This is a genomic window from Nitrosomonas sp. Is24, assembly GCF_033063335.1.
Lineage (GTDB): Bacteria > Pseudomonadota > Gammaproteobacteria > Burkholderiales > Nitrosomonadaceae > Nitrosomonas.
The window spans coordinates 2255947-2268648 of sequence record NZ_JAWJZG010000001.1; the positions used below are offsets into that span (position 1 = coordinate 2255947).

14 protein-coding genes and 1 tRNA gene are annotated in these 12702 nt (G+C 46.5%); 3 read left to right on the forward strand and 12 right to left on the reverse strand.

Annotated elements, in window-relative coordinates; all coding sequences use genetic code 11:
* Position 1 precedes the first annotated feature (1 nt).
* The 3 genes from R2103_RS10475 (at position 2) to smbP (ending at position 2247) form a co-directional block, all read left to right on the forward strand.
* Positions 2 to 1024 (forward strand): L-threonylcarbamoyladenylate synthase, encoded by a 1023-nt coding sequence (locus R2103_RS10475; RefSeq protein ID WP_317531349.1) that lies wholly within the window; start codon positions 2 to 4, stop codon positions 1022 to 1024.
* Positions 1025 to 1049: 25 nt separating this feature from the next.
* Positions 1050 to 1820 (forward strand): HAD family hydrolase, encoded by a 771-nt coding sequence (locus tag R2103_RS10480; protein ID WP_317531350.1) that lies wholly within the window; start codon positions 1050 to 1052, stop codon positions 1818 to 1820.
* Between the two features lie 73 nt (positions 1821 to 1893).
* Complete coding sequence (gene smbP / locus R2103_RS10485; protein ID WP_317531351.1) at positions 1894 to 2247, forward strand: small metal-binding protein SmbP; 354 nt, start codon at positions 1894 to 1896, stop codon at positions 2245 to 2247.
* Between the two features lie 84 nt (positions 2248 to 2331).
* On the opposite strand, the gene R2103_RS10490 is transcribed toward smbP, so the two are convergent.
* The 12 genes from R2103_RS10490 to thrS form a co-directional block, all read right to left on the reverse strand.
* Complete coding sequence (locus tag R2103_RS10490) at positions 2332 to 3399, reverse strand: peptidoglycan DD-metalloendopeptidase family protein (protein ID WP_317531352.1); 1068 nt, start codon at positions 3397 to 3399, stop codon at positions 2332 to 2334.
* Positions 3400 to 3415: 16 nt separating this feature from the next.
* Positions 3416 to 4078 carry a protein-L-isoaspartate(D-aspartate) O-methyltransferase gene (locus R2103_RS10495; RefSeq protein ID WP_317531353.1) on the reverse strand — a complete coding sequence of 221 codons (663 nt, stop codon included), beginning with the start codon at positions 4076 to 4078 and terminating at the stop codon, positions 3416 to 3418.
* Positions 4079 to 4123: 45 nt separating this feature from the next.
* On the reverse strand, positions 4124 to 4867 hold the full coding sequence (gene surE / locus R2103_RS10500) for a 5'/3'-nucleotidase SurE (RefSeq protein WP_317531354.1): 744 nt from the start codon (positions 4865 to 4867) through the stop codon (positions 4124 to 4126).
* A 96-nt stretch (positions 4868 to 4963) separates the two neighbouring features.
* Positions 4964 to 5040: transfer RNA gene (locus tag R2103_RS10505), tRNA-Pro, on the reverse strand.
* Between the two features lie 72 nt (positions 5041 to 5112).
* The gene (locus R2103_RS10510; RefSeq protein WP_317531355.1) at positions 5113 to 5493 is read right to left on the reverse strand and encodes a MerR family transcriptional regulator; all 381 of its coding nucleotides are present in this window, start codon (positions 5491 to 5493) and stop codon (positions 5113 to 5115) included.
* Positions 5471 to 5779, reverse strand: coding sequence for an integration host factor subunit alpha (locus R2103_RS10515; RefSeq protein WP_317531356.1), 309 nt, complete (start codon positions 5777 to 5779; stop codon positions 5471 to 5473). Before R2103_RS10515 ends, R2103_RS10510 begins: the two co-directional genes overlap by 23 nt.
* A 184-nt stretch (positions 5780 to 5963) precedes the next feature.
* On the reverse strand, positions 5964 to 8330 hold the full coding sequence (pheT, locus tag R2103_RS10520; protein WP_317531357.1) for a phenylalanine--tRNA ligase subunit beta: 2367 nt from the start codon (positions 8328 to 8330) through the stop codon (positions 5964 to 5966).
* A gap of 43 nt (positions 8331 to 8373) precedes the next feature.
* Positions 8374 to 9393, reverse strand: a complete 1020-nt coding sequence (pheS, locus tag R2103_RS10525; protein WP_317531358.1) for a phenylalanine--tRNA ligase subunit alpha — start codon at positions 9391 to 9393, stop codon at positions 8374 to 8376.
* Positions 9394 to 9504: 111 nt separating this feature from the next.
* Positions 9505 to 9864 (reverse strand): 50S ribosomal protein L20, encoded by a 360-nt coding sequence (rplT, locus tag R2103_RS10530; RefSeq protein WP_108698729.1) that lies wholly within the window; start codon positions 9862 to 9864, stop codon positions 9505 to 9507.
* A gap of 12 nt (positions 9865 to 9876) precedes the next feature.
* Positions 9877 to 10074 carry a 50S ribosomal protein L35 gene (gene rpmI / locus R2103_RS10535; protein WP_090321993.1) on the reverse strand — a complete coding sequence of 66 codons (198 nt, stop codon included), beginning with the start codon at positions 10072 to 10074 and terminating at the stop codon, positions 9877 to 9879.
* A gap of 84 nt (positions 10075 to 10158) precedes the next feature.
* Positions 10159 to 10713: a translation initiation factor IF-3 gene (infC, locus tag R2103_RS10540; protein ID WP_317531359.1), complete on the reverse strand. Its 555-nt coding sequence runs from the start codon at positions 10711 to 10713 to the stop codon at positions 10159 to 10161.
* Between the two features lie 51 nt (positions 10714 to 10764).
* Entirely contained in the window at positions 10765 to 12672 is a 1908-nt protein-coding gene (gene thrS / locus R2103_RS10545) for a threonine--tRNA ligase (protein ID WP_317531360.1), read from the reverse strand.
* Positions 12673 to 12702: the final 30 nt, after the last annotated feature.

A 12702-nucleotide genomic window follows, 5' to 3' on the forward strand; every position in this document is an offset into this window, starting at 1 on the left:
AATGCAACCAACGCTATCCACACCGCACTCCGGGTTAACCACGGATCAACAACAGCAAATTACTGCCGCTGCGGGGATATTATGCGCAGGCGGAACGGTTGCGTTTCCAACTGAAACGGTTTACGGTCTGGGTGCCGATGTCACCAATCCTTCCGCTATCCACAAGATATACCGGATAAAACAACGCCCCGCCGATCACCCGCTGATTGTCCATATTGGCGCTATCGCCCATTTACATTATTGGGCGCAAGCGATTCCGGAATCCGCCTGGAAACTGGCACAGCACTTCTGGCCCGGGCCTTTGACATTCATTCTGCAGCGCAACCGGCACATACCGGATTGCGTAACGGGGGGGCAAGATACTGTAGGACTGCGTATGCCGGCGCACCCCATCGCGTTGGCTTTACTGCAAGCATTGGGTCCGGAAAAAGCATTGGCTGCGCCATCGGCCAACCGGTTCGGTCGCATCAGTCCGACCACAGCTGCGCACGTGCAGCAAGAATTAGGTCCGGAAGTCGATATGATCCTGGATGGCGGCGCGTGCGCAGTCGGTTTGGAAAGCACCATCATTAGTTTTCACGATGACTTACCACAAATACTCAGGCCAGGAGGAATTGCGTTATCCGCACTTGAGGCGGTGCTGGAAGGTCCGGTTTTGCTGGCGCACAATAGCCAGCAAGCCATCCGTACTTCCGGATCCTTACCCGCGCACTATGCGCCGGTAACGCCATTGCGAATTTACCCTGCGGAGCAACTATGGCAGCACGCAGTAGCTCTGGCGGAACAAGACTTGCGCATACTGGTCATAACCTGGTCCCACAGCGCTCAGTCACGGCCCGCCTTGAGTCAATCCATCGAACAATTCGCCATGCCGTCCGATCCTGTCGCGTATGGTCAGCAACTGTATGCCAGATTACGGCAGTTTGACCGGGCAGCATTTGATTATCTGCTCGTTGAGGCGCCGCCAGATCATCCGGGATGGTTAGCCATCACGGATCGTTTGCAACGTGCCAGCTACCACTGATTCAATACTTACCAAGACTAATACAATGAATACAAATAATAAATTACAAGCTGTACTATTTGATGTTGACGGCACGCTTGCCGACACGGAACAAGATGGTCATCGTCTGGCTTTCAATGCCGCTTTCAAACAATTCCATCTCGACTGGAATTGGGATATCGATCTTTATGGTGAGTTATTGCAAATTACCGGTGGCAAAGAGCGGATTCGCTATTTCATGGAAAGATACGCACCCGCCGAGCTCGACAAAAGCAATCTGACCGAATGGATCGCCAGTCTGCACAAAACCAAAACCAAGCATTTTGAGTCGTTGATGGAAACCGGCAACATCCCGTTACGCCCCGGTGTCGCGCGGCTAATTCACGAGTTGCGCCGGGAAAAAGTAAAGCTTGCGATCGCAACCACGACGACGATGGAAAATGTCACTGCGCTGCTTAAATCGACGCTAGGTGAAGAATCGATCGGCTGGTTTGATGTGATCGGCGCGGGCGACATCGTGCCGTTGAAAAAACCGGCGCCGGATATTTACCACTGGGTGCTCGATCAACTCAAACTAACCGCGCCGCAATGCATCGCCATAGAAGATTCGGAAAACGGCTTGAAATCAGCACGTGCGGCAAATCTTTCCACCCTCATTACGGTCAGCGGTTATACCCGTTCACAAGATTTTAGCGGTGCGGTAACTATTCTGTCCGATCTGGGCGAACCATCCCAGCCATTCACACACATGGGCGGTATAACGCTTGAACGGGGATGGGTCGATTATAAAACACTCAATAACCTGATCAATCCTTAGTATCCCACTCATACAAAAAAGATCACTATTGAGCATTGGTAACCTTTTCTTAACCAGCACGGAGGGAAGTAGCATGAAACTCAAGCAAACTATAGCGATCACTGTGATCGGCGCCTTGTTTTACTTCAGTTCACAAGCCATAGCAGCGGACGCGCGCCAGCATACAACGGAAGCGATAAAACACGCGGAGGATGCGCAAATTCACGGCAAAGCCGGACATAGCAAAGCGTTGCTGGATCACGCGCAAGAAAGCCTCACCCATGCCAAAGCCGCCGAAAAAGAGTCTGCTGAGGCACATCAACACATAACCGAGTCGATCAAGCATTTAGAAGAAGCGATTGCGCATGCGAAACAAGATCATGCGGAGGAAGCGACCAAACATACTGTCGAAGCGTTGAAACACCTGCGGCAATCAGTTGCTGAATAAAAAAGCAGCGGACATAAAAAAGCGCATAACCTTCTATAGTTATGCGCTTTTTTGCTATTTCTCGAGCTAGTTTACTACCGGCTATTACGATTGATTAGGTAAATATTGTAATGGATCAACCGGTTTTCCATGTTTACGGATTTCAAAATGCAGTTGGATCGTATCCGTATCGGTATTGCCCATTTCCGCGATTTTCTGCCCTTTCACCACGGCTTCGCCTTCTTTGACCAGCAATTTACTGTTGTGCGCATAAGCGCTCAGAAATGTATTGTCGTGCTTGATAATGATCAGATTTCCATAGCCGCGCAGGCCATGACCGCTATAAACCACCTCACCCGCCGCGGAAGCAAGAACCGGTTGCCCTGCTTGGCCGGATATCTTTACCCCTTTGGAATTCTTGGAAAAAGATGATAATAATTTTCCTGTTGTCGGCCAGATCCAATCGGCAACCGAACTAGCCGCTTTATCGGACAGTGATGATTCAGGTTGAGGAGCGACTTCAATTTTGGTATTTTTTTCCGCTACTGCGGATGCAGGCGGTATTGCAGGCGAAGGGTTATTGGCCGGATATTGTGATCGCGCTACATTCTGCTCTGAAAAAGGCAATTTAAGCGCTTTAGGACTGGTTTTTACCTTGCCGCTACTGACTGCGGGACTGCTTTCGGGCGGAACCGGGATAACCCGGTCAACCGGATTCTGCGCCGGTTCAAGCGTTACCGTTTCGGGTTGCTGCGGTAACGCGAATAATGCCGGTTGCGAGCTTTTTGCCGGCATCGATAAATAAATTTTTTGCCCCGGTTTGATCGACTTTGGATCGGTAATATTATTCCATTCCGTCAATTTCTTGAAATCCACACCATGATTAAGCGCGATTCCGTATAGGGTATCGCCTTTCTGCACCGTATAGACTTGACCATCCGTATTGTTCGATTCGACCGGCTTTACAGGTTGCACCGCATCGCTTTTTGCGCGATCGACTACCTGGACGGGAGGCTGTGTCGTACTACACCCAATCAACAGAAGACTGGCGCCGCACAACAAATAAAAATCGCTAATGGGTAACGTTAACCGCTTCGGTAAAGAAAATATCGTAACCATATACTTGCAGATATCAATAGTGTTGATCAGTTTGATCGTTGCATGATTTGCCATTTTATACCTCGCGCCGCTATTGTTTTATGACTCCTGCCAGTAAAGGTACAAAATTCACTTCTTCCAATACCGTCTCGGCAAAACCTTGCGAATTCCGTTCAATAATGCATAAATGCTGCTTTTGGGTTCCCTTCGGGAAAACCATCCTGCCGCCGACTTCCAATTGTTCCAATAAAGAAAGCGGCACGTGCGTCGTCACTGCCGTCATGATAATACCATCAAAAGGTCCCGCTTCGGCAAGCCCAAGCAAACCATCCGCATGTTTTAAATAGATATTCCGGATCTGCAATTCTTGCAGCCGGATACGAGTGCGTGTCAGCAGCGGCCCAATCCGTTCTATTGAAAAAACCTTTTGCGCAATATGTGCCAGCACGGCAGTCTGATAACCACAACCAGTACCAATTTCCAGCACCTTGCCTAAACTTGCATTGGCACGTAAAAGCTCGCTCATGCGCGCCACGATCCAAGGACTGGATATCGTTTGTCCGTAATTTATAGGTAAGGCAACATCTTCATAAGCCCGGCTTGCCAAGGCTTCTTCAACAAAAATATGACGAGGAATGGTACTCATCACGGACAAAACCACTTCATCCGCGATTCCTTGTGCACGCAAACGTTCAATCATGCGCATGCGTGTACGCTGCGAGGTCATACCTATTCCAGAATGACGAACATTCACCAATCAGTACCTATAAAATTTCAACTCTCTCGACATAACAAGCGCCTAGTTATTAAGCCAGCTTGTTATCAGATCCAACTGATCATAACGGGTGAGATCTATCTGTAACGGCGTTACCGAAACCCGATGATGCTGCACAGCATAAAAATCCGTACCTTTCCCAGCGTCTTGCGCCGGACCTGCCGCGCCCACCCAATATACGGTTTCACCACGGGGATTTTGCGATTTGATGACGGGTTCCGCTTTGTGCCGCCGCCCCAAGCGAGTCACTTCGATTCCTTGCAGTTGCTGATATTCGATATCCGGCACATTAATATTCAACAAAACGGGACTCTGAATTTCATTTTTTTTGAAACGTTCCACCATATCAACCGCAACACGTGCGGCGGCGGAGTAGTTCCCCCTGGACGCATCGACCAGGGATACAGCCAATGAAGGAATTCCCAGCAAAAAACCTTCTGTGGCCGCAGCAACAGTACCCGAATAAATCGTATCGTCACCCATGTTAGCGCCCTTGTTGATTCCGGAAACAATCATGTCCGGCATAATGTCGAGCATGCCGGTGACTGCCAAATGCACACAGTCTGTCGGTGTGCCATTGACATAATAAAAACCGCTATGGGATTTACGCAGGCTTAATGGACGATCCAGCGTCAAAGAATTACTGGAACCGCTTCGATCTCTTTCGGGTGCAACGACTATGATTTCTGCAATTTGTGCGAGTGATTCAGCAAGGTAAGCAAGACCGGGAGCAAAATATCCATCATCGTTACTGAGCAATATGCGCATTTTTATGAAGTTATGAAAATCACCGGATAATCAAACGAACATTCGTGCACAGTAAACTCAGCATCTGTCATATTTTTAAGTCGAAGTCCAATCAAGTGGTCGGGGCGAGAGGATTTGAACCTCCGACCACTTGCACCCCATGCAAGTACGCTACCAGGCTGCGCTACGCCCCGAGCGGGCAATTATAGCAAACAATACACGTGAACTTTAGAAACTCTTACTTAGAAAGCATCACTTACTATCACTCATGAGCGCAATTGCGACACAATACTCTGAATTTCACGCCGGATATAACTTAAATCCGTCATTGAAGGCTGCGGACCGGCAGTAATATCTTCCAATGAAATCAATTCGCTTTCAGTATGTTCCAAACGGTTACGCGCGCCACTGATTGTAAATCCTTGATCATACAGTAACTCTTTAATGCGCCGTATGAGCAATACTTCTTGATGCTGATAATAACGTCGATTACCACGGCGCTTTACGGGCTTTAATTGCGCAAATTCTTGTTCCCAATAGCGCAATACATGCGGTTTGACACCGCAAAGAACACCCACTTCCCCGATAGTAAAATACCGTTTGGCAGGAATCGGCAGTAGTGTATTACTTACTTTTTTGTTTTCCATGATAATTTTTCTCAACCAAAGATTTTAACTTCTGGCTTGCATGAAATGTGACGACACGACGGGCAGTAATCGGAATTTCTTCCCCTGTTTTTGGATTCCTTCCCGGACGCTGAGGTTTTGCTCGTAATTGAAAATTACCAAATCCAGAAAGTTTTACTCCCTCACCATTTTGCAAAGCGGTACGTACTTCTTCATAAAAAGACTCGACCATATCCTTGGCCTCACGTTTATTAAGTCCTACATTTTCAAACAATAAATCTGCTAATTCAGCTTTTGTTAATGCCATACTTCACTCCAGTTAGTTATTAATTTTATAGCTATAATTCATCTATATTAGAATTATTAAGCAGTAACACTTTTACTTTAAATAAAAAGAGATTAATAACTTATCTCATACATTCAGTTTTTGCGGAATCAATCCAAACAATCAATACCGAATAAAATATCGACGCACAGGTAATAGAAATGCATCAATTGCGCAATGTAGCGGAAAATTTATTCTTCAATATTTCTACTATGCTTGCCACCGCAGAATCGGCTTCTTCATCGGTCAATGTTTTCTCAGTATCTTGTAACAACACCCGGAATGCAAGACTTTTTTTGCTGTCACCCATCCCCTTGCCGCGATAAATATCAAACAAAGAAACGTCTGACACTATCGCTGATTTTCCCGCATTTATGGCATCGAGCAGGGAATGCACACTAACGTCATTATCGACGATAATTGCAATATCGCGCCGTACAGGTGGAAATTTAGAAATTTCTTTAACCGCTGGTAGCGATTTAGACATCAAACTGCCTGATTCCACTTCGAATAATATGGTGTTTCTCTGTAATCCATATTTCTTCTGCCAGCGCGGATGCAATTCACCCAGCCATCCAATCGGCTGATCGTCAACCAAGATTTGCGCAGACTTCCCCGGATGCAATGCCGGATGAGAAAACTTTCTAAAATAGAGAGCCTTGCCTTGACACAAAGCCTCCACATCTGCTTTGGCATCATAAAAATCGACACCTCTTGCCGGTATTCCCCACTGTTCCGGCGCTATATCGCCATAGCTCAATCCGGCAAGCTTCTCCACTTGTTTACAGTCGCTTTCATCATCCCTGATAAAGCAGCAGCCGATCTCGAATAAACGCACTCTGGCTTGCTTCCGGTTTAAATTAAACTGCAAATTGGAAATCAAGCCGCCTATCAAACTACTTCGCATGACACTCATTTGACTCGCAATCGGGTTTTGCAATGCGATTGGTTTACTGTTATTGACCAAGTCAAGTTCCCAATCGGCATCGACGAAAGCATAATTAATCACTTCCTGATAATCTCGTGCTGTCAACGACCGTTTTATATCGATTGTGGAATATTTTGTTTCGGATGCCGGAAGCATCGCCATTCCACCATGTGGGAAATGCACCGGAATCCGGTCATAACCATAAATCCGCGCCAGTTCCTCTATAAAATCCTCTTCAATTGCCAGATCGAAACGATAACTTGGCGGTGTCACATTAAAGGCATCATCATTCACTAAAAATTCAAATTGTAAGCGCTTGAAATAATCATTGATTTGCTGCTTGCCGATATCGATACCCAATACTCGTTTGATTCGCTCAACACGCACGGGGACAGACGATCGTTGCGGCAGTTCATGTTCGACCTCAGTCACCGGCCCCGCCTTACCGCCACAAATCGTTTGTATCAGGTGAGTCGCATATTCCAGCACATCTTTCGTGGCTGCATAATCCACTCCGCGTTCAAACCGATAAGCCGAATCCGAGCTGAACCCCAATTGAAAAGATTTACCGCTGATCGTATCCGGACTAAAGAAAGCACTTTCCAGAAAAATATCCGTCGTACCCTGAGTCACTCCGCTATCCAACCCGCCCATGATGCCAGCCAGTGCCAGCGGCTTTTGTTCATCGGCAATTAACAACATCCCGGAATCAAGGTCAATCTGATTACCATTCAGTAACTGCATTTTCTCATCCCGGCCAGCATACCGGACTTGAATAACTCCCTTAATTTTGGCGAGATCGAAGGCATGCATGGGCTGTCCGGTTTCCAGCAATACATAGTTGGTAATATCGACGATGGGATTTATCAACCGCAGCCCGCTGCGTTCCAGACGCTGGGTCAGCCACAATGGCGTCGGCACATTGAGATTGATATCCCGCATAATCCGGCCGCAGTAAAGCGGACACGCGCCCGAAGCCGTGACCTGCACACCCAGCGTATCGTTTATTTCTCCCGGAACAGGTTTTCTCTCCAGCACAGAGAGTCCGGCCGATGTTATTGCCGCAACCTCACGCGCCACGCCCAGCACGCCAAGACAATCCGCCCTGTTTGGTGTCAGCTTTAACGTAAAAACATGGTCATCAAGCTCATAATAACCACGGAAATCCATGCCTACAGGCGCATCACCGGGAAGCAACAACAAACCATCCACAGCATCGCTGATGCCTAATTCTTTAGCCGAACATAACATACCGGCCGACTCGATACCGCGCAGCTTTGATTTTTTGATGGTGAAACCCGGCAAAGTTGCGCCAATCAGTGCGCACGGGACTTTTACGCCCGTGCTTACATTGGGTGCACCACACACAATTTGCAATACATCGTCCTCGGCTTTTCCAGTTCTGACTTTACACACTTTGAGCCGGTCAGCTTCCGGGTGCTTTTCGACGGCCAGCACCTCGGCCACAACAACCTTATCAAAGGTGGCCGCTACCGGTTCAATGCTCTCCACCTCGATGCCGGCCATCGTCAGTGCATGCGCAAGCTCGTCACTGGAAAGCGGTGGATTAACAAAACTGCGTAGCCAATTCTCGGAAAATTTCATAAAATTCAGTTGTTATTAACGATGATGAGTAAATCAATCAGATTCAATTGAATTGTTTGAGAAAGCGCAAATCATTTTCAAAAAACAGCCGCAAATCATTTACACCGTATCTGAGCATTGTCAGTCGCTCGACTCCCATACCAAAGGCGAACCCAATATATTGCTCGCTATCAATGGCCACATGTTTTAGTACATTGGGATGAACCATTCCGCATCCCAGCACTTCCAGCCAGCCGGTATGACTACAAACACGGCATCCCTTTCCGTTGCACATAACGCAACCTATGTCCATTTCCGCCGAAGGCTCGGTAAATGGAAAAAAAGACGGACGGAAGCGCACGGGTAAATCATCTCGTTCAAAGAATTGCGCCATGAAATTTGCCAGAACACCTTTCAAGGCGGAAAAATTGGCATTTTCATCGATCCATAAACCTTCCACCTGGTGAAACATGGGCGTATGCGTCACATCGGAATCACACCGGTAAACACGACCGGGCGCGATCACCTTAATCGGCGGTTTGTTATTCTGCATATAATGAATCTGTACTGGCGACGTATGCGTGCGCAGTAAATTACCATTATCGATGTAGAAGGTGTCGTGCATTGCACGTGCGGGATGATTCTCAGGGATATTAAGCGCCGTGAAGTTATAGAAATCGGTTTCTATTTCCGGCCCCGAAACCACATCAAATCCAATTGAATGGAATAATGTCTCAATCCTCTGCAACGTTTTTGTTACCGGATGCAAGCCGCTGACTCCACATCCTCTACCTGGCAAGGTAATATCCAGAGCTTCCTCGGTTAATTTAGCTTCCAGCTCTTTTTCCTGAATTGCATGACGGCGTAATTTAAGTGTCGCTTCCAGCCGGTTCTTTGCTTCATTGATCTGGCTTCCCATTGCGGGACGTTCTTCAGCAGGCAGTTTACCCAATCCTTTGAGTAACTCAGTCAGCACGCCGCTTTTACCGAGATAACGCGCTTTAACATTTTCCAGCTCGGCAGGGTCTTTGATGTTATCCATCTGACTTATTGCTTCAGTGATAATTTCTTCCAGGTTTTTCATGTCAACAAGCGCATTAAGATTAAATAACAACTACCCTATCGTTCCACTTCACAAGAAAAAGGGAGGTTCAGGTTTTACCCGACCTCCCAATATCTATCGGTTTACATCCAATTATGGAGTAAGGCTCGCTTTTGCTTGTGCTGCAATTTTCTCAAAAGCGCTTTTATCGAATACAGCTAGATCAGCCAGAACTTTCCGGTCGACTGCAATACTTGCTTTCTTAAGACCATTCATAAATACGCTGTATGACAAACCGCATTCACGGGCAGCTGCATTGATACGCGCAATCCATAATGCACGGAACTGTCTTTTACGTTGACGGCGGTCCCGGTAAGCATACTGGCCAGCCTTCATGACCGCTTGTTTGGCTATACGATAAACATTCTTACGACGTCCGCGATAACCTTTGGCTAAGTCTAAGATTTTCTTATGCCGCGCATGAGCGGTTACACCACGTTTAACTCTTGGCATTATCTTCTCCCTTTATGCGTACGGCATCATAGCGCGAACCGATGCTTCATTCGTGGCATGCACAGCAGCAGTACCTCGCAGTTGACGCTTATTTTTGGTTGTTTTCTTAGTCAAGATGTGGCGTTTAAAAGCTTGTGAGCGTTTGACACTCCCGCTCGCTCTAAACTTGAAGCGTTTTGCCGCTCCACTTTTAGTTTTCATTTTAGGCATAAATACTCCTCTTTGATATGAAACCAGGTGCTCTCATGTTTGAGAAACTTTACCAACCTGGAGATCACTTATGATGACACTCAACTACTCTACTGCGGATGAATCTTCCGCTGATACTTTTGCTTTATCGGCTTTGGTATCTTTCTTTTTGGGAGACAACACCATTACCATTTGCCGTCCTTCCATCTTAGGAAATTGCTCCACTATTGCAAACGCTTCTAGATCACCTTTGACACGCTCCAGAAGACGCATACCGAATTCCTGATGCGCCATTTCACGTCCGCGGAACCGCAATGTCACTTTAACTTTATCTCCTTCGTTCAAGAAGTTGATTAAGTTTCTAAGTTTTATATTGTAATCCCCTTCATCCGTATTCGGTCTGAATTTAATTTCTTTAATCTGAACTTGCTTCTGCTTGATCTTCGCATCGTGCTTCTTTTTACTTTCTTGATAACGAAACTTACCATAATCCATCAAGCGGCACACCGGCGGCTGCGCAGTGGGTGCTATTTCAACCAGATCGACTCCCGCTTCTTCCGCCAAGGCATTTGCTTCAGCAAGTGTCACAATACCGATCTGCTCCGCATTCACACCAATCAAACGAACTTCTTGCACATCGATTTCTTGATTGATGCGCACTGATTTTTCCTGAGCTATGGTAAATTCTCCAAGAGTAATTTATAAAGAAATTTATACTTTTGCAGATAGTTCTTCATTAAGACGCGCAACCAGTGTTTCTAGCGTCATCTGACCCAAATTATCACCTGCGCGGTTACGCACTGCTACTGTATTCGTGCGCACCTCTTCATCCCCGACTATAATTTGATAGGGAAGCTTCTGCAAGCTATGCTCGCGGATTTTATAGGTTATCTTCTCATTTCTCAAGTCCAAGGTAACTCTAATGCCATGCCGCTCCAATTGTGCAGCTACTTCCTGGGCATAATCGGTTTGTGCACGAGAGATATTGAGCACGACAACTTGCTCGGGTGAAAGCCACAATGGTAATGCACCCGCGTAATTCTCCAGTAATATGCCGATAAATCTTTCCATAGACCCGAGTATGGCCCTATGCAACATTACAGGTATCTGCCGGGAATTATCTTCTGCGACGTATTCTGCGCCCAGACGATCCGGCATGGAAAAATCCAGTTGCAGTGTACCGCATTGCCAAACTCGCCCAATACAATCTTTTAACGAAAACTCAATTTTCGGACCATAAAATGCACCTTCGCCAGGCTGTAGTTCCCACTCGAGCTTAGCTTCAGTTAATGCCGCTTTCAGCGCTGCTTCCGATTTATCCCACTGCGCTTCCGATCCGACACGTTTCTGCGGCCGGGTTGAAAGTTTAACCATCAATCCTTTAAAGCCAAAATCGGCATAAACACCTTTCAGCAGATCGATAAATCTCACCACTTCATCTTGTATCTGATCTTCCGTACAAAAAATATGCGCATCGTCTTGAGTAAACGAACGTACTCTCATGATACCGTGCAGCGCTCCTGAAGCTTCATTGCGATGACAAGAACCGAATTCAGCCAATCTTATCGGAAGCTCTCGATAGCTCCGCAAACCTTGATTGAATATTTGCACATGACCGGGACAATTCATCGGCTTGATAGCAAAATCGCGTTCGTCCGCATGCGTAGTAAACATATTCTCGCGAAAGTTTTCCCAATGACCTGAGCGCACCCATAAATCCTTATCCAAAATTTGCGGCGTGCGAATTTCCTGATAGCCATTTTGCTTCAGTATATTTCGCATATATTGTTCAATCTGCTGCCACAACAGCCAGCCTTTAGGATGCCAGAACACCATGCCTGGCGCTTCATCTTGCGTGTGAAACAAATCCAGTTGTTTGCCAATTTTGCGATGATCCCTCTTTTCCGCTTCTTCCAAGCGATGCAAATAATCTTTCTGATCATCCTTATTGGTCCACGCGGTTCCATAAATACGTTGCAGCATTTCATTACTAGAATCGCCACGCCAATACGCACCCGCCACCTTCATCAGCTTAAAAACTTTTATTTTCGATGTAACCGGCACATGTGGTCCTCGGCACAAATCGGTAAAATTACCCTGAGAATAGAGTGATAAATCTTCGTTGCCCGGTATCGATTCAATGATTTGCGCTTTGTAGTGCTCACCCTGATCCTTGAAAAAACTGATCGCATCCGTACGTTCTAAAACTTTTCGTTCTATCTTTAAGTCGCGCTTGCTGATTTCCAGCATGCGTTTCTCGATTGCCTGTAGATCTTCCGGTGTAAATGGCCGTTTATAAGAAAAATCATAATAAAATCCATCTGAAATCACGGGTCCAATAGTAACCTGCGCATCAGGAAATAATTCTTTTACCGCATGCGCGAGTAAATGCGCGCACGAGTGCCGGATAATCTCCAATCCTTCAGCATCTTTCTCCGTAATAATAGCGAGCTCACTATCATCCTTAATCTGACTATAAACATCGACCAGCTTTCCATTAATTTTTCCAGCAATAGCCGCTCGTGCGAGACCTGGCCCAATGGACGTAGCCACGTCTAATATAGTTACGGGTTGATCAAAATTACGCTCAGATCCATCTGGCAAACGAACAACAGTCACAGCAATCCCTTCCAAGTAATCAGATAATTT

What these genes read in the sequence shown, in the direction of transcription:
- R2103_RS10475 (WP_317531349.1), top strand. Translation starts at nt 2, where the DNA reads ATGCAACCAACGCTATCCACACCGCACTCCGGGTTAACCACGGATCAA.
- R2103_RS10480 (WP_317531350.1), top strand. Translation starts at nt 1,050, where the DNA reads ATGAATACAAATAATAAATTACAAGCTGTACTATTTGATGTTGACGGC.
- smbP (WP_317531351.1), top strand. Translation starts at nt 1,894, where the DNA reads ATGAAACTCAAGCAAACTATAGCGATCACTGTGATCGGCGCCTTGTTT.
- R2103_RS10490 (WP_317531352.1), bottom strand. Translation starts at nt 3,399, where the DNA reads ATGGCAAATCATGCAACGATCAAACTGATCAACACTATTGATATCTGC.
- surE (WP_317531354.1), bottom strand. Translation starts at nt 4,867, where the DNA reads ATGCGCATATTGCTCAGTAACGATGATGGATATTTTGCTCCCGGTCTT.
- R2103_RS10510 (WP_317531355.1), bottom strand. Translation starts at nt 5,493, where the DNA reads ATGGAAAACAAAAAAGTAAGTAATACACTACTGCCGATTCCTGCCAAA.
- R2103_RS10515 (WP_317531356.1), bottom strand. Translation starts at nt 5,779, where the DNA reads ATGGCATTAACAAAAGCTGAATTAGCAGATTTATTGTTTGAAAATGTA.
- pheT (WP_317531357.1), bottom strand. Translation starts at nt 8,330, where the DNA reads ATGAAATTTTCCGAGAATTGGCTACGCAGTTTTGTTAATCCACCGCTT.
- pheS (WP_317531358.1), bottom strand. Translation starts at nt 9,393, where the DNA reads ATGAAAAACCTGGAAGAAATTATCACTGAAGCAATAAGTCAGATGGAT.
- rplT (WP_108698729.1), bottom strand. Translation starts at nt 9,864, where the DNA reads ATGCCAAGAGTTAAACGTGGTGTAACCGCTCATGCGCGGCATAAGAAA.
- rpmI (WP_090321993.1), bottom strand. Translation starts at nt 10,074, where the DNA reads ATGCCTAAAATGAAAACTAAAAGTGGAGCGGCAAAACGCTTCAAGTTT.